Here is a 24,658-nt window from a genome sequence, read left to right on the forward strand (position 1 = left end):
GGCTGCGGTGGGGACCGGGCTGCAGATGCCTCGGCAGGCACCTCCGATCGACCGAACTGTGGCCATTTCCATGGGGGCGTACCGGCCTGAAAACGCGGGGGTCCAGGCGGCCATGATCATGCCACCGTGGCTGCTCGATGGGTTCGGGCGCGGGGGCGTTTTTCGGCCCGATGATTTCTTGAGAGCGTAACCGGACGAATAAAAGTCAGGTTCTGAAGACCCGCGTCTGAGTGCGTCTCCGGTTCGGGGTAAGAAAGGAAAACGATGGACGTCCGGTCGGTCCTGGAGGACTCTGTTTTCGGTCAGCGGGAGAGCCTTGGTGACACCGAGGTGTGCATCGCCGTGCTCGACGGACCGGTGGATCTGTCCCATCCCTGCTTCGCGGGAGCTGACCTGACAAGGATTGACACCCTCGTGCAGAGCCCAGCCGGCCCGGGGCCGATGTCGTTGCACGGAACCCATGTGACGAGCCTGCTGCTCGGCCAGCAGGGAAGCCCGGTGGTGGGTGTGGCCCCCCGATGCCGCGGACTGATCCTTCCCGTGTTCCAGGACGGGGACAACCGGGTTTCGCAGCTTGATCTGGCACGGGCGATCGAGCGAGCTGTGCACGAGGGGGCACATGTCATCAACATCAGTGGCGGCGAGCGCGTCCCGGACGGGAAACCCGACTACATCCTGGCTCATGCCCTGCAGCTCTGCGAGAACAGCGGAGTCCTCGTTGTTGCGGCCGTCGGCAATGACGGATGTGACTGTCTGCAGGTCCCGGCCGCCGTGCCGTCGGTGCTTGCAGCCGGCGCGGCCGGCGGCGACGGTGAGCCGCTGCCGATCAACAACTGGGGAGCGGCATACCGCGAGAACGGGGTGCTGGCACCGGGTGAGGACATCGAGGGCGCCGCGCCGGGGGGTGGGCGCGTCGCCATGACGGGCAGCAGCTTTGCGGCCCCTTTGGTGTCCGGCGTTGCTGCCCTGCTTGTCGCGGCCCAGCTCCGCCAGGGCCGTACAGCCGACCCCCTGGCTGTCCGCAGAGCCATCCTCGACACCGCGTCAACTCCTCCGTGCTCCCCCAGCGAAGCCCCGGAGTGCCGCAGGTACCTGGCTGGACAGCTGAGCGCGGCACGCGCCTACGAACACCTCAGCCGAGGAAACGACACGGCAGTGTCCGATCCCCGCGAACCTTTGCCCGCGGCACCGCCCCCACCGCGTGCCTCCGTCAAACTCCTCTCCGACACGGGAGTGAACGCGGCCGGTCAGCCGCCTTTGCCCGGCACTGCCGTCGGGGAGTCGAACAAGGAAGTCAGCATCATGGACACCAATCACGTACACCCCGGCTCACCCGAGTACGGTGCCAGGCCGGAGCAACCAGGACCGGACCCCGCACACGGTTCCGAGGCAGCTCTCGGCGGCCCGCCCCCCTCGGGTGTCCAGGCCGCAGCGGGCTGGCCTGGCGCCGGCAGCGCGCCCGTCCTGCCCACGGCCGACTGCGCCTGCGGCGGCGGTAACCCGCCTGTCCAGGCCGCGTACCCGCAACAGTCGGAAACCCCCTCGCAGCCAACGCGACCCGCACCCACGACTCCTGTCGACCCCCGGCCAGCTGTAGGCACGTCCCCCTCGGGTGTCGAGCCCGCAACCGCGTGCGCCTGTGGTGGCAGCGGCCCGCCGGACCATCCCGCGTACACGCAGTTGGCGGATGTCCCTCAGCAGCCACCGCAACCCCCGCCCCCCGGCGGCCGACTGGGCGGCGATCGGGAGGCCGACGGTGTCCGCCCCTCGTGCGGATGCGCGGGCCGGGACGGTAACGGCTCAGCGCCCCTGGTCTACGCGATAGGGAAGATCGGCTGGGACTTCCAGACAGAAGCCGTCAGGGATGCGTTCCGTCAGGAAATGGACGCCTTTGAGACCGAGACTCGCGATGGTCAGATTATTGTGACCCCGGGAAACCCCTACGATCCGATCCAGCTCCGCGCCTACCTGTCCGCCAACCCCGAGGTGTGCAGCAAACTGACGTGGATTCTGCTGCTGGACGACAACATTCCCGCCTACGCCCTCAAGGCCGAGACACCTGTCGGGATGGCCTGGGGCGGAGAAATCCCGACCGTCGAAGGGAAAGAGACGGCATACGCCGACGGGGAGAAGCTCAATAACCTGCTCAAGGCGCTCGCTTATCCGCCGGTCTCCAGCGTCTACCGAAGCTTCCGGGAAGCGATAGTCGGCCAGTCACTGAAGGAAGACCAGAAGGACTACGTGTCCCGCGTCTCGGTGGCCGGAGCTCTCACCGGCCGGACCATCCAGATGTTCTCCGGTCAGAAGGTACAAGAGGTCGAAGTCGAATCCCGGGCGCTGTACACGTGGAACGAGAACGCGCTTGTCGAGGCCATCATCAATGCCGTACACGGCGACACCAAAACGCGCGGTGTCAGCATTGATGACCACGTCCTTACTACGACCGTTCGCTCTCTGCTGGACAGCATCTACAACAAGTTCAGGAACCTCGGTCAGAGTTCCGCCGACCGGGCGCTGAACTATGTGGGCACGAATGCCTTCCAAGCCGGGGCGGAAATCGCTCAAGGGCTGCTGTCCGCCAAACATATCCCTGGGCCGGACGATCGCCTTTACGCCTTGGACACCGTCACCGTGCAGAAGAGTCCGTACAGCCGCCAGGACTCCGACTGCCAAGACGTGATTGTTCGCTTCTTCGACCCCGAAGACGAGAGGCACGCGACTTTGAGCCTCCAGTTCACGGTCGACGTGAGCAAAAATCCTCCGGTCACCATTGGGAGGACGAAGAAGTTCCTTGGCGCCATGTAGTCAGAGGGTGAACAGAAAGGAAGAACAATGAATGACCGTGCGCCGACGCAGCCGAAGCTCCATGTCCCACCTCAAGCCTCGCCGGTCCGTCGGGACGGCTGCGACTCCACCGGATCAACCGCACACGGCCGTGACGGCGGCGTTCAGCCGGCCGCGTCGCCCTGTGCGCACCTGAAGGGACTGGCTCGGACGATGTGCTACTCCCTGCTGTGAGGCGCGGTGCCGTGCGAACCCCGCCCTCGGCGCCGGGCCGCGCGGCCCACCGCACAGGGGAGCCATGTTTCCCGACACAACTGTCTCCAGGAGCCAACCATGACCGACCAGCCAGTGGCAGGCATGTCCCCGCGAGGACCTACCACCCTGCGGGTGCCCCAACAAGCGCCGCCCATCGAGCGGACGCTGAACTCCCCCTACCGCTACGTTCCCTACTACATCCCACATTTCCCGGAAGCCGACGACAGCTTCGCCACCTCACTCCGGCTGACCGAGCGTCGGCTGCCAGCCGTCGTTCAGCAGGTCTACCCCTTCGACCCGGGAGACCCCCAGGCATGGCTGTGCCACGATCCCTTTGCCCAGGACTGCAGCCCGAGTGGGTCCTGGCTCGGCCTGTTCTGAGGCTGCCTGACCGCTCCCGCCAGCTGACATCTGTGCCTCCTCCTCATCTCGTACGGGAAAGAAGACGAGGAGGAGAGCATGGCAACGGCCCATCCAAGGCGCGGGAGAGCGCGACGCCGAGCACCCTCGCCGCCTCACCACAGGGGGGCGCCCTCGAACGGCCTCGCACCTTCGCGGTGAGCCATCCGCCGTAGCAGAGCGACGCTTCGGCAATCGCTGCCGCCAAGAGGGCAAGCCGATCGTCCGCCGTGCTGCTGCCGCTCGTGGTGCAGGGGAGGGGCGGATCGACCCGTTGCTGACAACTTGGATAGGACGGTGGACGTCATGCCCGCGACGGAAGACGCACGCGAGGAGTTGCAACGGCAAGCCGCCGATGCGGCGCGGCGGTACGAGGAGTCGGCCCCGGAGCGGGAGCGGGTCGAGGAACGGCTGGCAGCAGGGGAGTTGTTCCCAGATGCCCCCGAAACCCTCGCCGTGCGCGCCGAGCGGATCCTCTACCGGGGCGGGCTCTCCTCCTCAGCCGTGGTCGCGAGCATCCACGCCGAACCCCTGGACCTGCCTCAGGCCAATGAGCGGATCATCAACCTGTCCAATGAGCTGCAGGCATGGAACTTCCTGCCACGCGGCGCACGAGCTGCCAGCACCGTCGCCCGGATCACCATGCGTCAGGCTGGCCGTGAGATCCCCCACGGCACGGGCTTCCTGGTCTCGCCCCGACTGCTCATGACGAACCAACATGTGCTGCCCGACGCGGACTTCGCCAGCCGCTGCTTCCTGGAGTTCAACGCCCAGGTCACCATCGACAACGTTCCGGACTCGGTGGTCCGCATGGAGTGTGACCCGGCCACCTTCTTCACGGCGGACAAGCCTCTGGACTTCGCGCTCGTAGCTGTCGCACCGGCCGCGGACGGTCGCCCTCCGGGAGAGGTGTTCGGCTGGAACCGGCTCAGCGCCCAGCTGGGCAAGCTGGTGATCGGCGAACGCGTGAACATCATCGGCCATCCCAACGGCCGCCTCAAGGAAATCGCCCTGCGTGACAACACCCTCCTGGTGCGCCTGGACGACTTCCTCCACTACAAGACCGACACCGAGCCCGGCAACTCGGGATCCCCCGTCTTCAACGACCAGTGGGAAGTCGTGGCCCTGCACCACAGCGGAGTGCCGAAGACGGACGCCCAAGGACGGGCACTACGCAAGGACGGCCAGCTCTGGCGGCGCGGCGATGGCGACGACGCAATCGACTGGATCGCGAACGAAGGCGTCCGCGTCAGCTCCCTTCTCAAGCACCTGGCCAACCTGGCCACGGGGGACCTCGGTCCCGCGCCGCGTGCGCTCCTGGCCGAGATGGGGCCGGACTCCGGACTTGGCCAGGTCATCCCGCCAAGCCCGGGGGAGACTCCGGCACCGCCTCTTCCAGCGCAGACGGCAAGCGCGATCAGCCAGCACGTGACGCCTGTGCCGGAAACGACCGCCGCGACAGTCACGTCCGCGGCTGCTGCGCCCGCCACCGGTCTACGGGCTCGGGGCACCGCCTTCGGCGGCGGCAAGCGGCACCTGGTCTACCTGCACGGCAGAAGCCAGCACAAGAAGAACCCTGAGGCGCTCCGCCGGGAGTGGACGGCGGGCCTGAATCAGGGACTCACCCGTGCGGGAATGCCAACGGTTGACCCGGCGGATGTCTGGTTCCCGTACTACGGCGACCGGCTGGCTGCGCTCATGGGGTGGACGGAGGCGGCCGGCGGTGGCATCGAGCTCGAGGAGTTCACCGCCGTCACAGCTGCGCAGGCGTTCGCCGCCGAGTCACCGTCCGGCTTCTACGAGCAGATGCTCATCGAGGCGGCGAACAAGGCCGGTATGCCGCAGGACGGACCCGTGGCCACCGAAGGATTCGGGAACGCCCTGGAGGGCAGATTGCAGCGGGCACTCAGCTGGCTGGCAGCGAAGAGCGATGTCGACGAGTGGACCATCGCCATCGTCTTCCGCGACGTCAGCCGCTACCTCAGCGACCGCACAGTCCGCGACACGGTGCTGGACACCGTGCTCGACACCATGCCGACCAGCGGGGAACTGGTGCTGGTCACACACAGCCTCGGCACCGTCGTGGGCATGGACCTCATCAGCCGGCTCCCGGACACCCTTGATCTCACCCTGCTCGTCACCGCGGGCAGCCCACTGGGCATGAACGCCGTCAACGAGCGCCTCCTCGCCGGCGGCCCCCACCGTCCCGAGAAGGCGCGCCAATGGTTCAACGCCTGGTGTCCCACCGATGCGGTCGCCATCGGCTGCCCACTCGAGGACCCCCGCTGGGGCAAGGTCACCCAGTTGGCCGTCGCCAACGGACGCGGTCGGGCCCACAACATCGACGAGTACCTCGCCCACAAGGGCGTCGCATCCGAGATCGGCGGAGTGCTCCACCCATCCTGACGGAGAGGCGTCGCATCATCCGGCCGCTCGCCTCGGGCACTTTGGATCTCGCCCGCTGATCCACACCCCTCGCACGACCCGCCACCCCACGGGCACAGACAGCCATACCGCGGCTGTCTGACGCCCCCAGCTGGCCATCGGGCCGCTGTGCTGTTCACGTGACCGGCGGTCGGGACTGCTGCATGACTGGGGCCAGGCACCATTGCCTCAGGCGGGACCTGGCCGTGTCACCAGGCGGCGGTGGCTATGGGATCGACCTTGCACTGCACGATCTTGTCAGCGTGCGGTGAGCTGGTGATGGGCACGCGGTACGTTGTCCTGTCCTTCGCGGGGACCGGTACCTGATGGCGAGTGTCGAGCAAGGTGTAGCCGTGATTGTCCGCGAAGCTGACCTTCAGGTTCAGCACGGCGTCACGTCCGTTCGGATTCCTGATCTCGACGGTCGCGTACGGGTCCTGCATGTTCGCGCAGCGCACGAGCACGGCGGTGCCGTCCTTCAGGGCCGGGCGGTACCGCTGGAGGGGGACGCCGTGGGCGTGGGCTGTGAACTGCCGCTGCCCTCAGTGCTCACCTCGGAGCCGTACGAGTCGATGCTGGGCGATGCGCCAGACGAACTGCTGGGTGGCTCGCTGCCACCCGGCGTCCAACTGTCGTGGTCCTGGCTGGAACTGCTGCAACCGCCTGCGTGACTACCGTCCTGGCTGCTGTCTCCTTGGTCACGGCCCGATGAGAAGCCGGTCAGGGCCAGTACGACCACCGCCGACACCGCTGTGAACCTGAGCCTACGCCCTTGCATGTACATGCCTGCATCACGTACCACCTGCGTACATGCCGCTCGGCCAAGCTGATTCCGCACGGCGCCTTCGTCCAGGCCGGCGACGAGGTCACGGTGGTCGTCACCGACATCGACCGAGGCCGTCCGTCGGCAGGGGGCAGCTTGCGCACAGGGCGGCATGAACACCTCGCGCAGCTTCGTCGGGTCACCTCGTGTCGCGCGGGAATCGGCCCTCTGCGGTGTTCGCGGTGGACGCGGCTCGGGTGGCGGGTCGCCGACGGTGGTGGCTCGGCGCCCGTGACGCTGTTCGCGCCGCGGGCCCGCGCCGTCGGGCAGGGAGGCGTGCCTACGGGAGCACGATGTCGCGCCCGGGGCCCCCTTCGAGGACGTCCTTGCCGGTGCCCCCGCAGACGAGGTCGTCGCCGCCTTCGCCGTCCAGGGTGTCGTCGCCGGGGCCGCCGAGGATGATGTCGTTGCCGTCCCCGCCCAGGGCGTGGTCGTCGCCGGGTCCGGCGTGCACGGTGTCGTCACCGCCGTAGCCCTCGATCATGTCGTCACCCCGGCCGCCCCACATCTGCTGGTTGCCGCCGTCGCCCATCAGGTGGTCCATGCCGTCGCCGCCGTGCAGGGCGGCGGGGCCCATGACCATGTCGTTCCCCGTGCCGCCCAGCACCGTGCGTGCGGTGTGGGCGTGCAGTTCGTCGTCGCCGGGGCCGCCGCTGACGGTGCCGACCCCGGGGGTGAAGGCGGCGACCGTGTCGTGGCCGTCGCCGAGGAAGACGTCGATCCGGTCGGGCTGGGCGCTGTCGGCGGGGAGTTGGCAGACGACGGACGTGGTGTCCTCGGCTCTGGAGTACGCGCAGTGGTCGCCCGGTTCGAGCGGGACCACGTCGCTGAAGCCGATCCGCCGGATGCCGTCGCTGGTGTACATGGAGAAGATGTTGAGGTCGTTGGCCTGCCCTGCGGCGGCCGTGAAGACGATCGACTGAGTCGCCCAGTCGGCTCCGACGCGGGCCTTCGCCTCGGTGCCGCTGGTGGCGGCGGCCGGGACGACGGCCAAGCCGGCGGTGAACAGGGTCACGGCGACCGCGCTGACGGCGGCTCGGGTTCGGTTCACGAGACCTCATCTCAGTGGAGTGACGGGGGACCGACCTGCTCGCGTGGTGCTGCCGGGGACCGTGCGGGCCCGGTCGCGGAGGCGACCTGACGCCGCGTCATGGTCATCCCGAGTTCTCCGGGACGGGGTGGTGGGAAGGGTTGTGCTGCTTCGGCCAGGCGTGTTCCCTGACATCACCCCGCACACCAGTCCGGGCCGCCTCCTGGCTTTCCGGTCCCGGGACGACCCTGACTCTCGGCTCATGGCGAGACTCCCTGCTCGCCGCCCGCCCCTGTCATCAACTCGGCTGGCCTCACCGGCACTTCACGTGGGACACCTGCGATTGGGAGCGCTCCCATAATAGCTGTGAAACGGGCGAGAAGGTCCCCTCCCGTGCGCGACCAGATTCGAATCGGACACCGGCTGATGCGGGAAGCCGGGAACCGGCCCGCTGTCCTCGTGGGCAGGAACCTCACGGTGACCGCGCAGCCGGGTGGCGCCGGGACTACTCGACGGCGACCTGTCCACCGTGCGCCGACCTGGACCACGGGTGGGGGTGTGCCAGCGGTTCACCACCAGGCGTGGCAGGAGATCTGGTTCGGGTTGCCCAGGATCGACGCGCAGACACGGAACTTCCGGCTGCTGGAGGTGCTCGTCGGGTAGGCGGCGGTCGTACGCGTGCCGTTGCCCCACATCTCGAAGGGGCCGCACTGGATCCAGTTGTCGCCGCCGTCGTTGCTGACGTCCATCCACAGGTGGGTCCGGATGCCGCCGGACAGTGTGGAGGCCGACAGGTAGCCCCAGCCCATCTTCACGCCGTTGACGTACCCCCAGTGCTGGGCGAAGTGCGCCGCGTCGCCCCAGGAGTTGACCACCGCGCTGCCGTTGACGGCGGTCCCGGTCAGGTTGTCCGGGATGTCCGTGAAGCCGCGCGCGCCTCCCGAGCAGTCCGCCGCCGTCGCGTGGGCGGCGGACGCGGGTCCGGCCACGACCAGTCCGCCTGTGATCATCAACGTCGCTGCTGTCGTCCTCAGAAGCTTGAGCGCACGCAAGGTCGTCCCCCTGGAAGTAGTAGTAGACGGGAAGCGGTAGGTGCTGACCGGAGGCGGGCTAACTTCACCGCGCCGGTCCCGGTGCACGAACACGATCTTGCATGGGGGGACGTCTTCGCAGGCTGGTTTCGCGTCATCCTTCGTGCAGGGGATGGCTGGTTTCGGTCAGCCGCACGGCCGGGCAACCAGGCAGGCGCGGGCAGGCGCGGGCAGTGCCGTAACGCGTCGGGAGAGGTGGTGCGGGCGGGCGCGGCTGCTTGTCGAGGAGGGGATCGGCGGCTCCAGCACCCTTCCGGCCGACGCGTCGCAGGCGTTGCACACCTACGCCGTCCCGGGCGGGAGCCCGCCGTGCCGAGATCAGGAGGTGGCCGGTGCCGTCGGGGCTGGAGTCGGCCGCGTCGGAGGTGGAGTACCGCGGTTCGTTGTAAGGGCTCGGACCGCCCGCGCCGCAGGTCACCAGCGGGCACGAAGACGCTGGCGGGCGATCCAGCGGCACCTCACCGGCCGCGTGGGTCGTTCACCACGCGGGGTGGGACGAGAGTCGCCGCAGACGTGCGAGGGACAGTAGCCCGGTGGTGCCCAGGAGGAGAACCGCCGGGTAGGGGCCGACCAGGGCGGCCAGTAACGGGACGCACAGTTGGCCGGCCAGCACCGCCGCACTGGTCAGCGCGGCGACCATGCCGTTGGCGCGCCCCAGCGCGTGGACCGGCAGGCAGGCGTAGGCGGTCATCTGTGCCACCACGCCCAAGACGGTGGAGGAGAGGGTGAACACGGCCCATGCCGTCACGAACAGCGGCAGGAGCGGCACGCTCATGGCGAGGACGCTCGCCACGACCCCGGTCGCGCTCACCGCGGCCACCCGACGCAGCCTCAGCACCCGTCGTTGGGACACCGCGAGGGAGCCCACGACGGCGCCTGAACGGGCCACGGTCATCAGGGTGGCGACGTCCTGGGCCGGAAGTCGCCAGTGGTCCTGGAGGAGGAAGACCGCGAGGGACCCCAGGGCCGTGCAGAACAGCAGCGGCATCCGGATCAGCGTCAGGTCGAAGACCACGGGGGTGGCTCGCAGGACGCGCCACCCCTCGGCCAGGTTCCAGCCCCCGTCCCCGCCGGGCCCTTCGGGGGGCGCGGACTTCGAGTGGGGAGCGGGGCGGACACCGCACCACCACACCACCATGGGGGCCAGTGTGGTCGCGGCGTTGAACCAGAGCAGTCCGATCGTGCCGGCCCAGGGGACGGCGGCGGCCACGACGAGCGCGCCGCCCGTCTGGGTGGCCAGGAAGAGGCCGCCCAGGGTGCCGCGCGCCCGCGCCGGACTGCGCGGGAACATGGTGACCAGCCCCGTCATCCAGCCGGTCTGGTAGAAGCTGCCCGCCAGCTGACCGACGGCCGCCAGGCAGAACAGCGCCCACACGGGGGAGGGATCGAGGAGCAGGACGACGATGAGCGCGACCGCCGCTGCCAGTTGGGCGGTGAGACCGGGCATGACGAGCCGCCCGGGGCCGATCCGGTCGGCGAGGGCCCCGCGCAGCGGCGCCAGCAGCCAGGTGGCCGGGGAGAACGCCATGAGCAGGGACATCAGCGCGAGACTGTGGGTGCGGTCGTAGACCACCAGGGGCAGGGCCACCGTGTGGACGCCTTCGCCCAGGTTGTTGAGGGTGTTGCCCGCGGCGAAGGCCACGAAGCGGCGGTCCGCCCAGACGGAGGGCTCGGTGACCTCGCCGGCCACCGTCGCGGCCCGCCCGCCGGACGGGGCGGTGCTCACCGGGTGGTCCGGGTGGCACCGCGCGGGAGGAACGCGCGTCGCACGCGGGCGAGTGTGCCCCTCGCGGAGCGGGCGTCGAGGCGGTACAGGTCCAGGTACCCGCCGCGTCCCCCGACGACCAGGAACGCCTCGTCGTCGACACGGGTGACCGCGACGCCCTTGGGTTCGCCGGGAAGGTCCTCCACCAGGCCGGTCAGGTCGCCGGTGTGCCGGTCGTAGGCGGCGATCTGGCAGCCGTAGGAGACCGCGCAGACCGTGTCGGCGTGCACCACCCCGTTCTCCACGGTGTTGTCCAGGAGTTCGACGTACCGGTGCTCCACGGCGTCACCGTGGAGCGGGATCCGCTTCAGGCCGCCGGAGCCGGTCACGTACAGGTCGTGGGCGTCGGCCCACAGGCGTTTGACGTACTCGCCCAGGCGCAGGCGCAGCTGCCACGTGACCGACGTGTCGTGCGCGTCGAAGGCGCGCAGTTCTCCGGTGCGGGTGCCGACGACGCGCTCGCCGGTGGGCAGGTAGGTGGCGGCCCACACCGGCAGGCCGTCGACGTCGAGGTGGTCGACGGTGTGGCCGGTGGCCGTGTCCAGTTCGATGGCGCCGACGTTGGTGGCCACCAGGGCGCGCCGCCGGTCGGGGGAGACGGCGACGGTATGGGCGATGGCCGGCATCGCGCTGGTCCACCGGGGGGTGCCGTCGTTGCCGGACCGGGTGACCTTGCGGTCCCAGGTGACGCCGATCCAGCCGCCGTCGGGCATCGGTTGGATCCGGCGGGTGAAGCCCAGCCCGGTGACGTGGCGTGCGCTCACGCAGAGCGAAGGCGCCGCCGCGGTACCGCCGACGCGTACCACGGCGACCCCGTCGTCCGTGGCGGCGTACAGGGTGCCGGGGGTGTTCGGGGCGGCCTGGAGGTCCCATACGCACTGGCGACGGAAGGGCGCTCGGGCGGTCACCGTGTTGCGGGCCGGATCGGTGCGCACCAGGTGCCCGTCCTGGGTGAGGACGACGAGTGCGTCGTCCTCGGTGACCACGCAGTCGGACACCTGGTGGCTGTAGCCGTCGAGGGTGGCGGTGACGCGTGGCTGGGGGCGGGAGTTGTCCAGTACGTGGATCACGCCGTCGAACCCGCCGACGTAGGCGCGGGTGTGGTCGCGGGAGAAGGCGAGGGCTTCCACGTCGTTGCGGGCGAAGGGCAACTGGCGCACGAGCCGCCCGTCCGGTGTCAGCACGGCCAGGCCGTGCCGGACGTAGCGGTCGTCGCCGGTACCGACGTCCTGGGTGGCCCAGAACCGGTCGTGCAGCGGGTCGTGGAGGAGCCGGTGGATGTTGCCGTGGTCGACCTGGACGACCGTGGGGAAGGCCAGGTCCTCAAGGGAGCCGAGGTGGACGCGCCCGGCGCGGTCGCCGACCGCGTGCACCCCGGGCCGGTCGGTGCACACGGACTCCAGGGCCACCTCCCCGGTGAAGGAGGGCACGATCCGTTCCACGACGAAGGTGTCGAGGTCGATCACGGCGAGCTGCCGGAAGCCGTTGTTGACGTGGACGCGGCCTTTCCAGACGGCGATGCCCCGGCTGATCTCCGGGGAGGGCTCCTCGTCCTCGACGAGGTGGTCCCGGTTGGCCGTCGCCTTCGCGTCGAGAACGTCGACCGGGTCGAGGGTGTCCAGCGACCACTTGGTGATCGTGCCGTACTTGTCCTTGGTGACCACCCAGGGTCCGGCGACGGCGACCGTGTACAGGGGCCAGCCGCACGGCGGGGTCGCGGTCGCCGCCACCGGTGCGGAGCGCAGCAGCCGGAGGCGGTCGTCGAGCAGGTGAAGACGGCCGACCACGTCGGCGGCGAGGAGGCCGACGCCGTCGACGGGCAGGATGCGGGTGATGCGGTTGGTCAGTTCCATGACTCCTGCTTTCCGGAGGCGGGCGCGGGCCGGGAGACACCTGGCCCGCGGAGCGGGGTGAGGCGGGCGGTTCCCGGGTGGGCGCCGTCCCGTTCGACCCGCACCCGGGCGTGGTCGAGCCGTACCGCGGGCGGCAGGGGGACGCGCACCTTCAGATCGCCGTACGCGGTGGAGGGGTACGCGCCCAACGGGATCTCGTCAGCCCCGTGGGGCAGCAGCGTGACGTGCCACGGACCGCCGAGGCCGGGTGGCCCGGTGGCGGCGACGGTCAGGGTGCCCGCCGGGTCCAGGCGCACCCCCACGACCACCCGGCCAGCCCGCACCGCCGGGCCGAGCCCGTGCATCGGGCCGTGCTTCACCAACGGCCGCGCGGGCGTGACGGGCAGGTGGGCCGCGACCACCTCGGCGACGAACAGCCGGTGCACCGGCAGCGCGAGGACGTGCCGCACCTCGCACTCCAGGGCCACCACCCCGCCGCGCACCCAGGGCGTGTCCGTCACCGTCGGAGCGCCCAGCTCGATGAGGTCGCTCGTGGTCTTGTCGACGTCCGCCAGGGAGAAGCTGCCCGCGAAGTCGGCCAGCTCCGCCTGGTCCTGGGCGCACAGGGTCAGGGAGTAGCCGCCCGCCTGTTCGACCAGGTCGCGGGTCACCGCCTGGGGGCCGAGGGCGACGGCCGCGTACAGCGGTGTCCTGTTCACGAAGTACGCCCACTCCGCCGCCATCACGTTGACCACTTCCGCGTCGCGCCGGACGACGACCAGACCGACGGTGCTGGTGAGCCTCTTCCACAGGTCGGCGGGCAGGTCAGCGCCCATCACCCGCCGCCTTCCCCTCCTGGCCGCCCGCGCCGCCCGCGCCGCCGTGCGCGCCGCCCGCGTGGGTCACGTCGGTCGCGTCGGCGTCCACGTCACGGGCGACGCGGAATCCGATCGGGTACAGGGGCCCCGGATACGCGCCGTGGCGTCGCCGGGTACGGGCGAGGTCGCCGTGACGGGCGAAGCTGCCGCCCCGGGCCACCTGGTAGGAGCCCAGCGTCCTGCTCAGGTCGTCCACGACAGGCGCGGCCCCCGGATAGGGGGCGTAGGGGTCGGCGGTGAACTCCTCGACGTTGCCGCCCATGTCCCAGTGCCCGAAGGGCGACCGGCCCTCGGGATAGATACCGACCGGCGTGGTGGTGTGGATACCGGACTCACGCGTGTTCACCGCGTCCACGCGGAAGGTGTCACCCCACGGGAACTCCCGTCCCTCGAAACCCTTGGCGGCGTGTTCCCACTCCGCTTCGGTCGGCAGGCGAAAGGACCGCCGTCCGGACCGCTGCCGCAGCCAGACCAGGTACGCCTCCGCGTCCCGCGGCGTCACCCCGCACACCGGATGGTTGGCCGACTGCCACGGGTACGCTCCCAGCGGCCAGGTACCGGGCCGGTGCGGATACCCGGTCTCCAGGAGGAAGGCGAGGTACTGGCGGTTCGTCACGGGGTAGGCGCCCAGCGCGAAGTCCGCCAGCACGACGGGGTGTTCCGGCGTCTCCTTGCGGATCCAGTCCTCCTCGACCCCGACGTGGGCCCACGCCCGCGTCACGGCCGGCACGTCCCTCGGGTCGAGTCCCACGGTGGTGCGCCCGCCGGGCACCGGCAGGACGACGGGGACCAAGGGGGTACGAGGATCACCCACCAGTCCGAGCAGCGCACCCGCCGCGAGACGCTCGGGCAGCGAGGCCCGCGCGCTCTCCACCGTGCGCACCAGGTCCTCGGCACCCACCTGGCCGTGGACCGCCGTGGCCTGCGGCAGCGCCGCGCACAGCGTGCTCAGCGGTGCTTCCCGCGCGAAGTGGGAGTGCTGCCCGCCCGTGTGAACCTGCGGCTCGACGCTCATGCCGCCACCGCCGCATCCGCCAGGGACTCGACGTCCAGTCGTGCGATCACCCGGATGCGGTCGCCCCCCGCCCGCACCAGCAGCAGTTGGCCGTCCCATCCGGCGACGGCCGCGGTGGTGCGGTCGATCCGGCACACGCACGAGACGGCCTGGTCGAACTCCGCGACGATCTCACCGTCGGTCAGGCCGTTGCCGCGCGGCCCCAAACGCCAGGCGCGCAGCGTGAAGTCGTACGAGCCCGCCAGCACCGTCGGCGCGTCCGCGTGCCCCAGCAGTCCGACGGCCTTGACCGACTCGTCGGCGCCGAGCAGCGTCCACTCCCGCCGCACCCGCCACGCCCCCGCGTCGTGGTCGACGCGTCCGACGCGGACCGTGTGGTCCCGCGAGGCGGTCGCGACCAGCTCCCCGTCCAGGGTCGCGACCGCGTTCACCAGGTTGCCGTGCCGCCACAGCTCGGCACGCCGACCGAACCCGCCGATCGCCACCCGGTGGTCGGTGGCGGCCGAGACGAACGCGGTGGCGTCCAGCGCGGCCAGCGACTTGACCGAGCCCTGGTGGGCGTGCCGCCGCCGCTGCACGGCCGGCCCGCGGGCGTCGATCCCGAGGAGGTCACCGCCGTAGGTTCCGGCGACCGCGCCACCGTCGTGGGCGACCAGCGAGGTCACGGGCGAGTTCACGGCGAGCACCCCCCTCTGGTCGGCCCGCCGCACCATCACCTCCCCGGCGTAGGTGCCGGCGTACAGATCACCGCCGTCAGCCGCCAGGGACAGCACCGGCCCCTGACCGACCCTCGTCGTACGGGCGCGCGGCGCGCCGCGCGTCGCCGAGGCGAGATCCACCTCAAGGAGCAGACCGGAGTCGCAGCCCAGGGCGAGACGGTCGCCGAGGACGGTCAGCGCGTTGACCCCGTGGGTGGTCACCTCGGCGGCGCCGATCCTGCCACCGTGCACGGCGTCGAGGAGTACGGGCGAGCCGCCGAACGAGCCGACCGCCACCGCGCGGGCCCCCGCGGCCACCGAGCGGGGCCAGACGCGGGCGTCCTCGTAGCGGGTGACCCGTGCGCCGTCCCGCGCCCGCAGGAAGTGCACCTGGCCGTCGTAGGCACCCACCAGCAGCATCGAGTCGTCATCGCTCCAGGCCACGCTGCGGGTCGCGGCGTGGCAGACCCGCGCGGACAGCACGACCGTGAGGTCCTGGTCCAGGACGTCCACGAACCCGTCGTCCCGGGCCACCGCCACCAGCCGTCCCGAGCGGGACCAGGCACACCCCTCCACCGACGTGGCGTACCGCCTGCGGGCTCCCGTGGCCGCGCCGGTCCCGTCCGGCGCCACCACGCACACCAGCCCGTCCTCCCCGGCCGTCACCACCAGCCCGTCCACGTTCACGTCCACCGCCATGCAGTGCGCCGTGTGCGAGACGAGCGTGCCCAGCAGGGTTCCGTCCGCGGTGTCCCACAGCGTGGCCGAGCCGTCCTGCGACACGCACACCAGCCGCTCGCCGTCCGGCAGCCAGGCCACCGAGTTGACGTCGTCGGTGTGCCGGGCGAGCACGCGCCGGGGTGCCGCGCCGTCGTCCGCGAGGTCCCAGACGGCGACGGTCTTGTCGGCGGACGCGGTGGCCAGCACATCCTGCTGGACCGGGTTCCAGGCCGTGCAGTTGACCAGCCGCCGGTGTCTGAGCCGCCGGGTCGGACGCGCGGCCGTGGCCGTCACCTCCCAGACCGCGGCCGTTCCGTCGTACGACGCCGTCGCCAGCCAGGGCCTGGTGCGATGCCACGCCACGTGGGTGACGGGCGCCGCGTGCCCGGCCGTGCGCACGGGGAGACTGATGCTGCGCATGTCCTTGTCCACCTCTCCTGCGGTAGCGGGGGTCGGTCTCTCCCCCCGCGCGCCGACGTCGGCGACGGGGGGCCGGGAGGGCCCGGAGCGGGTGACCGGGCCCTCCCGGCGTCGTGTGCCTACAGCGGGTTCGAGATGTCGGCACGCACATTGCGGCGAACGGGCTTGACGAACACGGTGATCACCTCCTTCCACCAGTGCGGTGCTACGACCGAGGACCGGTTGTCACTCGGCCGGGCTGATGAGCCCGGTGTTCACCGGGCTGAGGAGCGCGGACCGCAGGCGGTGCCCGCCGATGTCCCGCTTGGCCTGGAGGTAGGAGACGTTGTCGTCCGTGACGTGGGTCAGCGTCGGTACCCTCTCGACCACCGTGACGCCGTGGGCGACAAGCCGGCGGACCTTGGCGGGGTTGTTGGTGAGCAGCCGGACGCACCGCACGCCGAGCGCGGCGAGCATCTGTGCCGCGACCCGGTAGTCCCGCTCGTCCGCCTGACGGCCGATCATCACGTTGGCCTGGTAGGTGTCGACGTGCTGGTCCTGCAGGAGGTAGGCGTCCAGCTTGTTGTAGAGCCCGATCCCGCGTCCCTCCTGACGCAGGTACAGCAGCACCCCGCCCTCACCGCTGATGCGCCCGAGCGCCTCGTCCAGTTGGGGTCCGCAGTCACAGCGTGTCGAGCCCAGCACATCGCCGGTGAAGCACTCGCTGTGCACACGCACCAGCGGCACCTCAGGCAGCGGGCCCACCACGTACGCGATGTGCTCGTGCGCGTCCGACAGGCCCCGGAAGCTGACCAGTTCGCCACGACGGCTCTCCGTGCGCGGCCCGCCCCCGGGCGGGGACCGCCGCACCGGCCAGTCACCCGACCGTGAGGCGCGCTGCGACGTCAGCGGCACACGGGCGCGCACCGAGGCGGCACCGGGCCCGTGGCTCGCCGGGCCGCTGCGGCTGGACTCGTCGGCTCGACCGGCCGGCGGTCGCGGGGCGTGTGGTGGCGTCATGGCGTGTCCTCGCTGGAACGTGGGTACCGAGGGCGGTGGCCGTCGGCACGGCAGGTGGGGGTGGACCGGTCTGTCGGCGCGTCGTCCCGGGTGCGTCCATCTCCGCGAGGCCGACCTGCTCGACGGGCACCAGCCGACCGAGCCGTACGGCCGTCCGGTTGGGGTACGGCTGTCAGGCGCAGGTCCGGCTCGACCTCGTCGACCTCGCCGCCCTGACCGACCCGTGTCTCCGTGACGGTCGCCGGGGCGGCGGAACCGAGTGATCCGACTGTGGGGTGTGGCGACGCCCGCCGCAACCGTGTCCCGCACGTCTCCCTGATGACGGGACACCCAGGGCGCTGACCTGCGGGGTCGGCATGATCCCGGGACGGGACGGGACATACGGGCACGCCGGGGCGGGCACGTGACGCCCCGGCTCCGCGATCACCGTGACTGCCAGGCGGGAGCGGACCGTGGGCCTGTCGGGTGCGGTGCGGAGGGAGTCAGTCGGACGAGGGCTCGACCGCCTCGTGCCGCTCAGTCCCGCCGTACCAGGAACCGTTGGGACGCCGACTCCCCGCACCGCTGCTCCGACGCCTCCGCGCCTTCCCCCGCGTCGGCGACCCCGACGCACCGGCCACTGCCGGCCACGCGGAGCCGGAACCCGTCACCGAACGGTTGGAGGTGGAAGAGCGTGCCCTGGGCGCAGTCGTTGCGGGGTTCGAGCAGGCCCCTGACGGGGCCGGTGTTCATGACCGTGAGGCAGCCCTTGCCCTCCTGCGGGTGGTGCCACTGGATGCGGTACAGGTTCTCACCGGCCGGTTCGAGGTACGTGCGCGGCACGGTCACCTCCGCGCACGGGAGTTGGACGGCGACGGCGCTCGCGTAGGCCCCCGCGCGGTCGCGGCCGTCCGTGAGACAGAGCTGCGGCGTACGGGCGGGCCGGATGGTGACCCAGCCGCTGGGAGCCGCCGCGGCCTCGTCGCCGGAACTCTCCTCGCCCCCCTCAAGGAGCAGCAACCACAGCCCGAGCCCCAGCCCCGCGAACAGCAGTACGACGGACCCGGCGACGAGGACGGCCCCGCGGATCCGGTCCGGCCGCGCTGACGGCGGCGGCTTCGCGGAGGTCGGCCCCTCGTCACGGTCCCCTAGGTCGGCGGGCGTCGTTGGCGTCGCCTCGACCGCCCCGGAGGCGATCCGCTCCCGCGCGTCCTGCCACACCGTGACCCGCTCGCCGTCCCCGCAGGCCCGGACGAACGCGGCGAGCACGTCAGGCCGGGGCAGGCTCGAACGTCCCAGGACGGCCGCCAGTGTGCTGCGCGCCAGCACGTCCCCGTTGCGCGCGGCCTTCACCTCCAGCTCCCGGTAGGTCAGCCCCGACCGTTCCTTGAGCCGCCGCATCGACTCGACGAAGCTGGCCGGGTCCGTGGCCTCGTACGGCGACAGGTCCCCCAGGTTCCCCACGCACGTCATCCTGCTGCGCCCTCGACGCGGGGACAACGCGCAATCCCGCCACGTCCCGCCGTCCGGACCTGTCCCGGACACCCCCCCGACCAGGGCGGACAGCCGTCCCTTGTCCGGGACGGCCAGCACTACTTGCCCCGCGCCGCCGCCCCTCAGCAGTCTCGGTGAGCCGCGCCGGGCAGCGAGCCGGAGCGGCACCACCCATCGACCCCGAGCGCTTCCGAGGAGAACAGATGCGCATCCGTTCAGCAGGCGTAGTAGGCGCGGTCGTCTTCACCGTTCTCGTCACGGGCCAAGGCCAGTCCTACGCCGTGGACTTCGAGAAGCCCTTCGAGGACGAGCTGGCAACGTACTCCTACGACTCGGGCGGCGAGCTGTGCTCCGAGGTCTTCGTCTGGAACCCCAGGTCGATCTCGTACGACAAGGTCGCCAAGGGCTGCTTCACCAAGTACGGCGACAAGTGGAGCATCCAGGACTCCCTCGCGGACGGCGACCAGACCTTCGTCTACTGGGAGAACTGGCTCTGGAACGGCTCCTCGTGGAAGCCGTACCGGCACGGTGAGTGCAGCAACAACCTGGGCGCCCCGAACTGGGGCACGTGCAACAAGGACTACTACGAGTCCTCCAGCAGCAACTACTACGGCAACAAGGGCAGCAGGATCCGCTTCCAGACCTGCCGCCGCGACCTCCTGAACACCGCCTGCACCCCGAGCAGCATCAGCGACGCCGCGTGGATCAACAACAACGCCTAGCCGAGCGGGACCTCCGGCGCCGAGTGGAGCACCGTCGCCACCGGACCCGCAGACGCCCGTGTGCGCGGCCGGTTTCCCACCGGCCGCGCACCCATCTGGCGGTGGCCATGGTGTGAGGCTGACCGTTGACCGCTCGCCGAGCCACGGGACGGCGGTGAGGCGCGGCAGGTGCAGTCGGGCTCGCAGCCACAGGCGTCGGCCTCGGCGGCGGGGATGGTGGCGGTGGGGGAGAGGGCCGCAACAGGCCTCTCCACGCCAGGCTTCGCGGCCTGACGCGTGTCGTTGTAACTGCTATCGTTACGACGAGGTCGGAGGGTCGAGGGAGGTGGGGTCCGAGGTGAGTGCCAACAGCAGGCTGACCATCGCGGCGCACGCCCTCACGTGGATCGGGCTGTATCAGCGTCGCGGTCATGAGGTCGCCACCTCCGAGCAGATCGCGACCAGCGTCAACACCAATCCGGTGGTGATCCGACGCCTCCTGGCCGAGCTGCGCAAGGCCGGGCTCGTTGACTCGCGGCGAGGTACGGGAGCGGGCTGGACGCTCTCCCGGGACCTGGCGGCGATCACCCTGCTCGACGTCCACGAGGCGATCGCCGCCGGGCCGATCTTCGCTCTGCACCGCTCGACGCCTGACCCCGAGTGCGTCGTGGGCCACGGCATCGGACCGGCGCTGACTTCCGTCTACGACCAGATCGAGGCCGCCCTCCGCAGGGAGCTGGCGAGAACCACACTGGAGGACGTCCTGCGGGACGTACTCAACACCGCCTAGCCCACCCCGGGTCCCGGTGGTGGCACTTTTCCGCGCCCGTCAATGTAACAAAAATGGTTACCTCGAAGATTCGGAGAACCCCATGGGACAGCTGGACGGCAAGACCGCCCTGGTAACCGGCGCCTCCACCGGCATCGGCCTGGCCATCGCGCGCAGGTTCGCCACCGAGGGAGCGACGGTCTACCTGACCGGCCGCCGCGAGGCCGAACTGGACGCCGCTGTCGCGCAGGTCGGCAGCCACGGGATCGGCATCCAGAGCGATGTGTCACAACTCGACGACCTCGACCGGCTCTTCGCCGAGATCACCAGGCGCAGCGGCGGCCTCGACATCGTCGTCGCCAACGCCGGCGTCGGGAACTACCGTCCGCTCGGCAAGATAACCGAGGAGGAGTACGAACAGACCACCTCCATCAACCTCAAGGGCACGATCTTCACCGTCCAAAAGGCCCTGCCCCTGCTGTCGGCCGGCGCCTCGGTGACTCTGCTCTCCTCCAGCGCGGCCCTGCGCGCCGTCCCGGGCCTCGGCGTCTACGCCGCCACCAAGGCCGCGATCCGCAGCCTCGCCCGCACCTGGGCCGCCGAACTGGCCGACCGCGGGATCCGGGTCAACGCCCTCACACCCGGCCCCGTCGAGACCCCCGGCGGTGACGGGCTGCGCGCCGCGTTCCCGCAGGGCGATCAGTCCGCGGTGGCCGAACCCGCCGCACCGACCCCGCTCGGCCGCGTCGGCCGTCCCGACGAGGTCGCTGCCACCGCCCTCTATCTGGCCGCCGACCACAGCTCCTTCACCACCGGCGCTGAACTGCTCGTCGACGGCGGCGCCACCCAGCTCTAGAGGTGACGTGAGGCGACACCGTTGGCGAACTCACAGGGGCCGGGCGCGCCTTGGTGGTGGCCGTCGTAGCGGGGGAGCGGTAGCCCTGCCGCGGCCCCGAACTACTCCTTCCCGGGCTCGAAGTCTTCCACGAAGTAGCTGTCGTGCCGGACGCGAAACCGCCTCAGTTCCTCGCCACCGCGCCGCGTCATCTCCGCGACCCGCTCGAAGTACTCCTCGCGCGGGGCGCCGGGGGAGAAGAGCATGAGCATGGACATGGGCTCGTCGGTCACGTTCTTGAAGGCGTGCAGGCCGCCGACCGGTACGTACAGGAAGTCGCCCACCCGGCCCGTGACCCACTTCTCGCCGTTGTAGAGCTCCAGTTCGCCGGAGAGGATGTAGAAGGACTCCGACATCGCCTTGTGGAAGTGGGTCTTGGCACCAGCGGACCGCGCACCCAGCTCCAGCTTGTACAGGCCGAACTCGCCGCCGGTCGACTCGTTGGTGGCGAGGTAGTGGGTGGAGGCGCCGGGTGAGGAGATGTCCGGCGGGGTGTCGGCCGGGCGGAAGGCCGCGTTCACTTCGCCCTTGTCGCCGCGGTAGCGGGCTTCCGGGTACTCGAGGTATTCCGGGTACGACATGATGTGCTCCTCTTGGCAGGTCTCCACCAGCATGGTGGCTCCCGCCTCCGGAAGGCGGCATCGGGCTGGCGGATGACCTTGGGTCGGCCCGGGCTGAAGGCCGGGGACCTAGGTACTGCGGGGCTGGGTGGCGGGCGGTAGGGGGAGTGGTGGCACGGCCATGAAGAACGACCGATGGTGCGTGGTGATCTCGGCGGCGCTGCTGCTGGCCGGTTGTGGGGGTGGCCCACAGAGCGACAGTGGGAACGACAGGGCCGCGGCGCTCACGGAGGAACAGACACGGCAGGTGCTGCCGGACGGCGAGGCCATGCCGGGCTGGAGGCAGACCCATCGCCCCACGGTCCTCAAGCTGGATAACAGGCTCTACCGCTCCCAGGCGTGCCCCGCCAGGAACAACGCGGGCTGCGAGGAGTCCCGCTTCTACGGCGCCTCGACCTTCCGGGAGGACGACAGCGCCGCTACCGTCACCTTCCTGGTGATCGCCTACGACAGCGAACGGGCGGCGCGGGAGGCGTACGACGTGCTCTGGGACGGCTACTACGGCGAAAGGGCTGGGCAGCGCGCCAGGGTGTTCGAGATCGGCCCGATCGGTGACGAGCGCGACGCTCGATTCGGTTCCTACGACTTCGAGGGCCATCCGGGCGGCGTGACCCAGACCCGGGTCGGCACAACGCTGCTGTGGACTCAGGCGACCTCCGCGGGCCGGGGAGGCATCGACGAGGACAGGATGGGGGAGCTGGCCACGGTGCTCGCCGAGCGGGCCCGCCAAGCCCAGAACGGGGACGAACCCTCCGCCACGCTCGACGGCTGACGGAGCGTCCACGCGGGATCCGCCAAGCGGACCTCACAGCGAACCGGTGGCCGACGCGCGGGTCCCCCACCACCCGCGGACCCGCCAAGCGGTCTCGCTCCGTGTGCTCCTGCCCCCATGGGTGTGCCGCACCCGGCCAGGGAGCGGGAATGACCGGCGACTTCCTCACCGGCCCGGCCCCGTGGCGCGGTGTGGGAACGGCAGCTTGGGCCAAAGCCGTCACGCCAGGAGACCCGCCTCCTGCGCGTGGTGTACCGCTACCGCCCACGGGCCCGAACCGGTCGCTGATCACCCACGAGGAGTCGCAGGACGGCGGTGACCCGGTCGGGTTCGGCGGAGTTGAGGTCGGGCTCCCAGCGGTCCAGCCGGGTCACGGGGCCCCAGGGACCGGCAGAAAAGGGTCACGGCGCGCGGGCCGCCGAGTTCAGCCAGCAGCAGGTTGGTCGCCGCGTTGTCGCTGTGGGTGATCGCCGCCGCGGTCGAGGTCCCTGAGGACCGCCGCCACGGCGAGCGTCTTGAAGAGCGAGCACATGGGGAAGCGGTCGGTCGCCCGGTGCGGCATGGTGCGTCCGTTGCCGGTGTTCCACGCGAACACACCGAGCCGGGCGCCGTGTTCCCGCTCCAGCCGGGTGAGCCCGTCCACTGCCGGTTCCACGCCGGGAAGCACCGGCACCGCGTGTGCCGGTGTGCCGGTGAGCGCGCCTACAGGAGGCGCCGGTCGCGCGGGTGCGGCGGCACGGGGAGTCGGGGCCTTTGAGACACGGCGACGGACAGCGTCACCATCCAGCGGTTGCCGAAGAAGCGCCAGGGCGCCCCGCTGACCTCCCGGCCCTGTCAGCGATCAACGCGGGACCTGTGGGGGGACCGTCACCGGTGACCGCTTGGTGAGGACTCGTTCTTCCGCGGCGGACCCGGGCAGGCTCGACGCGGCCACTCGATGGCAACGACAGGCGGGACGGTCGCCGGGGTCTCCGGCCTGGTCATGAAGGCGTCACAGATGCCGGACCCCGCGGTGGCGGACGCCGCGGCCCTGGCCGACGGCGAGGTCGGCGGGACCGGGAACCGGTCACCAGCGGGTCAGTACCAGCTCGATGGCGAAGCCGGGGCCCATGGCGGAGACCAGGCCGGGCGCGCCGGTGGGTGGTGGGGTTCGCATCGCCTCGTGGAGGAGGTGCAGCACGGCACAGGAGGAGAGGTTGCCCTTGGCGGCCAGGGAACCGCGTGCCGCGTCCAGTGCCTGCGGGGGCAGGCCCATGGACTCCTCGAAGGCGGCCATGACCTTGGGGCCGCCGGCGTGGACGGTCCAGGTGGCGATCTCGTCGGGGGTGAGGCCATGGCGGCCGAGCAGTTCGTGGACGGCCTTGGGCAGGTATTCGGCGGTGAGGTCGGGCACTTCGGGGGCGAGCAGGATGCGCAGGCCGTGGGAGCCGATGTCCCAGCCGAGGACCTCCTCGGTGCCCGGCACCAGGTAACTCAGACTGTCGACGAGTTCGGGGCCGGGCAAGCCCTGGGCGCGCTGCGCTCCCCTGCCGACCACGGCGGCGGCGCCGTCGCCGAAGAGGCTGCCAGCGACGATGTTGGCCATCGAGGTGTCCTGCGTCTGGTAGGCCAGCGAGCACAGTTCGACCGAGAGCAGGACCGCGGTGTGGTCGGGGTGGCCGAGCAGGTACTCGCGCAGGCGGGCGAGGCCCGCCGCGCCGCCCGCGCATCCATTGCCGAACAGAGGGATGCGGCGCACGGTGGGACGCATACCGATGCGGTGGGCGAGCCGGGCCTCAAGAGAGGGGACGGCCATGCCGGTGACCGTGGTGCTGATCACCGCGTCGACGTCGTCGGCGGGTACGCCCGCCTGTGCCAGCGCTTCGGTGACCACCTTCTCGCCGATCTCCAGGGCGCTCTCCAGCCACACACGGTTGGCGTCGGAGAAGTCGGTCAGCTCACGGAGTTCCTCAAGCGGCCGGGCGAAGTGGCGCACGTCGACCCCGGCGTGGGACTGGATCTGCCGGAGCATGGCCGCGCCGGTCACCGACCGGCCCAGTGTCGTGCCCGCCAGGAAGTTCATGATCTCTTCCTGCTCGAACCGGTGCGGCGGCACGGCGGTCGCGATCGACGCCACCCTCGGTGCCGACGCACCCGGTGCACGGCACACGCGACCTGCTTCCGGATGCTCTGCCGTCGTCTGCTCTGTGGTCAACTCGCCCTTCGGCCTTTCGGGATTCGGTGGGACCGGCGGATGCGGGATTCGGCGGGACCGGCGGATGGTGGTCATGGGGCCCGATGGATAGTGGTCATGGG

Annotated in this window: 19 protein-coding genes and 1 pseudogene; 7 read left to right on the forward strand and 13 right to left on the reverse strand. The window is 70.8% G+C overall.

Translation table 11 applies throughout. From position 1 onward, the window contains the following. Positions 1 to 264 precede the first annotated feature (264 nt). The 3 genes from ACFQZ6_RS34935 to ACFQZ6_RS34945 all read left to right on the forward strand — a co-directional run bounded on the left by ACFQZ6_RS34935 (position 265) and on the right by ACFQZ6_RS34945 (position 5,844). Complete coding sequence (locus ACFQZ6_RS34935; protein ID WP_381617767.1) at positions 265 to 2,805, forward strand: cyanobactin maturation protease PatG family protein; 2,541 nt, start codon at positions 265 to 267, stop codon at positions 2,803 to 2,805. A gap of 312 nt (positions 2,806 to 3,117) precedes the next feature. After that, on the forward strand, positions 3,118 to 3,420 hold the full coding sequence (locus ACFQZ6_RS34940; protein WP_381617770.1) for a hypothetical protein: 303 nt from the start codon (positions 3,118 to 3,120) through the stop codon (positions 3,418 to 3,420). A 324-nt stretch (positions 3,421 to 3,744) separates the two neighbouring features. Continuing rightward, positions 3,745 to 5,844 carry a trypsin-like serine peptidase gene (locus tag ACFQZ6_RS34945; RefSeq protein ID WP_381617773.1) on the forward strand — a complete coding sequence of 700 codons (2,100 nt, stop codon included), beginning with the start codon at positions 3,745 to 3,747 and terminating at the stop codon, positions 5,842 to 5,844. A 227-nt stretch (positions 5,845 to 6,071) separates the two neighbouring features. Here the strand turns inward: ACFQZ6_RS34945 and ACFQZ6_RS34950 are convergent, their stop codons facing one another. The 10 genes from ACFQZ6_RS34950 to ACFQZ6_RS34995 all read right to left on the reverse strand — a co-directional run bounded on the left by ACFQZ6_RS34950 (position 6,072) and on the right by ACFQZ6_RS34995 (position 18,585). Continuing rightward, positions 6,072 to 6,326 carry a hypothetical protein gene (locus ACFQZ6_RS34950; RefSeq protein ID WP_381617776.1) on the reverse strand — a complete coding sequence of 85 codons (255 nt, stop codon included), beginning with the start codon at positions 6,324 to 6,326 and terminating at the stop codon, positions 6,072 to 6,074. Positions 6,327 to 6,965: 639 nt separating this feature from the next. Then, positions 6,966 to 7,736: a calcium-binding protein gene (locus ACFQZ6_RS34955; protein WP_381617779.1), complete on the reverse strand. Its 771-nt coding sequence runs from the start codon at positions 7,734 to 7,736 to the stop codon at positions 6,966 to 6,968. Positions 7,737 to 8,284: 548 nt separating this feature from the next. Further along, positions 8,285 to 8,725, reverse strand: a complete 441-nt coding sequence (locus ACFQZ6_RS34960; RefSeq protein WP_381617782.1) for a hypothetical protein — start codon at positions 8,723 to 8,725, stop codon at positions 8,285 to 8,287. A gap of 559 nt (positions 8,726 to 9,284) precedes the next feature. Then, on the reverse strand, positions 9,285 to 10,532 hold the full coding sequence (locus tag ACFQZ6_RS34965; RefSeq protein WP_381617785.1) for an MFS transporter: 1,248 nt from the start codon (positions 10,530 to 10,532) through the stop codon (positions 9,285 to 9,287). Further along, the gene (locus ACFQZ6_RS34970; protein WP_381617788.1) at positions 10,529 to 12,424 is read right to left on the reverse strand and encodes an outer membrane protein assembly factor BamB family protein; all 1,896 of its coding nucleotides are present in this window, start codon (positions 12,422 to 12,424) and stop codon (positions 10,529 to 10,531) included. The genes ACFQZ6_RS34965 and ACFQZ6_RS34970 overlap by 4 nt, the downstream gene beginning before the upstream one ends. Then, positions 12,415 to 13,239, reverse strand: a complete 825-nt coding sequence (locus ACFQZ6_RS34975; protein WP_381617791.1) for a flavin reductase family protein — start codon at positions 13,237 to 13,239, stop codon at positions 12,415 to 12,417. The genes ACFQZ6_RS34970 and ACFQZ6_RS34975 overlap by 10 nt, the downstream gene beginning before the upstream one ends. Continuing rightward, complete coding sequence (locus ACFQZ6_RS34980) at positions 13,229 to 14,296, reverse strand: formylglycine-generating enzyme family protein (RefSeq protein ID WP_381617794.1); 1,068 nt, start codon at positions 14,294 to 14,296, stop codon at positions 13,229 to 13,231. Before ACFQZ6_RS34980 ends, ACFQZ6_RS34975 begins: the two co-directional genes overlap by 11 nt. Further along, positions 14,293 to 16,134: a WD40 repeat domain-containing protein gene (locus ACFQZ6_RS34985; protein WP_381617798.1), complete on the reverse strand. Its 1,842-nt coding sequence runs from the start codon at positions 16,132 to 16,134 to the stop codon at positions 14,293 to 14,295. Before ACFQZ6_RS34985 ends, ACFQZ6_RS34980 begins: the two co-directional genes overlap by 4 nt. Before the next feature lie 225 nt (positions 16,135 to 16,359). Then, on the reverse strand, positions 16,360 to 17,133 hold the full coding sequence (locus ACFQZ6_RS34990; protein ID WP_381617801.1) for a GTP cyclohydrolase II: 774 nt from the start codon (positions 17,131 to 17,133) through the stop codon (positions 16,360 to 16,362). A gap of 516 nt (positions 17,134 to 17,649) precedes the next feature. After that, positions 17,650 to 18,585 carry an RICIN domain-containing protein gene (locus ACFQZ6_RS34995; protein ID WP_381617804.1) on the reverse strand — a complete coding sequence of 312 codons (936 nt, stop codon included), beginning with the start codon at positions 18,583 to 18,585 and terminating at the stop codon, positions 17,650 to 17,652. 224 nt (positions 18,586 to 18,809) lie between these two features. Here ACFQZ6_RS34995 and ACFQZ6_RS35000 point away from each other — a divergent pair, with 224 nt between their 5' ends. From ACFQZ6_RS35000 to ACFQZ6_RS35010, 3 genes are all read left to right on the forward strand, one after another. Then, a complete protein-coding gene (locus ACFQZ6_RS35000; RefSeq protein WP_381617807.1) occupies positions 18,810 to 19,328 on the forward strand; it encodes a hypothetical protein in 519 nt (172 codons plus the stop codon). Between the two features lie 337 nt (positions 19,329 to 19,665). Continuing rightward, positions 19,666 to 20,097: an Rrf2 family transcriptional regulator gene (locus ACFQZ6_RS35005; protein WP_381617810.1), complete on the forward strand. Its 432-nt coding sequence runs from the start codon at positions 19,666 to 19,668 to the stop codon at positions 20,095 to 20,097. A gap of 82 nt (positions 20,098 to 20,179) precedes the next feature. Further along, on the forward strand, positions 20,180 to 20,932 hold the full coding sequence (locus ACFQZ6_RS35010; protein WP_381617813.1) for an SDR family NAD(P)-dependent oxidoreductase: 753 nt from the start codon (positions 20,180 to 20,182) through the stop codon (positions 20,930 to 20,932). A gap of 101 nt (positions 20,933 to 21,033) precedes the next feature. On the opposite strand, the gene ACFQZ6_RS35015 is transcribed toward ACFQZ6_RS35010, so the two are convergent. Then, entirely contained in the window at positions 21,034 to 21,552 is a 519-nt protein-coding gene (locus ACFQZ6_RS35015) for a cupin domain-containing protein (protein WP_381617816.1), read from the reverse strand. 160 nt (positions 21,553 to 21,712) lie between these two features. On the opposite strand from ACFQZ6_RS35015, the gene ACFQZ6_RS35020 reads away from it, so the two are divergent. After that, the gene (locus ACFQZ6_RS35020; protein WP_381617819.1) at positions 21,713 to 22,363 is read left to right on the forward strand and encodes a hypothetical protein; all 651 of its coding nucleotides are present in this window, start codon (positions 21,713 to 21,715) and stop codon (positions 22,361 to 22,363) included. Between the two features lie 323 nt (positions 22,364 to 22,686). On the opposite strand, the pseudogene ACFQZ6_RS35025 reads toward ACFQZ6_RS35020, so the two are convergent. After that, a pseudogene (locus tag ACFQZ6_RS35025) lies at positions 22,687 to 23,036 on the reverse strand (serine hydrolase); the annotation flags it as partial. 393 nt (positions 23,037 to 23,429) lie between these two features. Beyond that, complete coding sequence (locus ACFQZ6_RS35030) at positions 23,430 to 24,479, reverse strand: type III polyketide synthase (protein ID WP_381617822.1); 1,050 nt, start codon at positions 24,477 to 24,479, stop codon at positions 23,430 to 23,432. Between the last annotated feature and the right edge of the window lie 179 nt (positions 24,480 to 24,658).

Source organism: Streptomyces flavalbus, assembly GCF_042674625.1.
GTDB classification, from domain to species: Bacteria; Actinomycetota; Actinomycetes; order Streptomycetales; family Streptomycetaceae; genus Streptomyces; species Streptomyces flavalbus.

Coding starts and splice junctions, on each gene's coding strand:
- ACFQZ6_RS34935 (WP_381617767.1), top strand. CDS start 265: ATGGACGTCCGGTCGGTCCTGGAGGACTCTGTTTTCGGTCAGCGGGAG.
- ACFQZ6_RS34940 (WP_381617770.1), top strand. CDS start 3,118: ATGACCGACCAGCCAGTGGCAGGCATGTCCCCGCGAGGACCTACCACC.
- ACFQZ6_RS34945 (WP_381617773.1), top strand. CDS start 3,745: ATGCCCGCGACGGAAGACGCACGCGAGGAGTTGCAACGGCAAGCCGCC.
- ACFQZ6_RS34960 (WP_381617782.1), bottom strand. CDS start 8,725: ATGATCACAGGCGGACTGGTCGTGGCCGGACCCGCGTCCGCCGCCCAC.
- ACFQZ6_RS34970 (WP_381617788.1), bottom strand. CDS start 12,424: ATGGAACTGACCAACCGCATCACCCGCATCCTGCCCGTCGACGGCGTC.
- ACFQZ6_RS34975 (WP_381617791.1), bottom strand. CDS start 13,239: ATGGGCGCTGACCTGCCCGCCGACCTGTGGAAGAGGCTCACCAGCACC.
- ACFQZ6_RS34980 (WP_381617794.1), bottom strand. CDS start 14,296: ATGAGCGTCGAGCCGCAGGTTCACACGGGCGGGCAGCACTCCCACTTC.
- ACFQZ6_RS34985 (WP_381617798.1), bottom strand. CDS start 16,134: ATGCGCAGCATCAGTCTCCCCGTGCGCACGGCCGGGCACGCGGCGCCC.
- ACFQZ6_RS34990 (WP_381617801.1), bottom strand. CDS start 17,133: ATGACGCCACCACACGCCCCGCGACCGCCGGCCGGTCGAGCCGACGAG.
- ACFQZ6_RS34995 (WP_381617804.1), bottom strand. CDS start 18,585: ATGACGTGCGTGGGGAACCTGGGGGACCTGTCGCCGTACGAGGCCACG.
- ACFQZ6_RS35000 (WP_381617807.1), top strand. CDS start 18,810: ATGCGCATCCGTTCAGCAGGCGTAGTAGGCGCGGTCGTCTTCACCGTT.
- ACFQZ6_RS35010 (WP_381617813.1), top strand. CDS start 20,180: ATGGGACAGCTGGACGGCAAGACCGCCCTGGTAACCGGCGCCTCCACC.
- ACFQZ6_RS35015 (WP_381617816.1), bottom strand. CDS start 21,552: ATGTCGTACCCGGAATACCTCGAGTACCCGGAAGCCCGCTACCGCGGC.
- ACFQZ6_RS35020 (WP_381617819.1), top strand. CDS start 21,713: ATGAAGAACGACCGATGGTGCGTGGTGATCTCGGCGGCGCTGCTGCTG.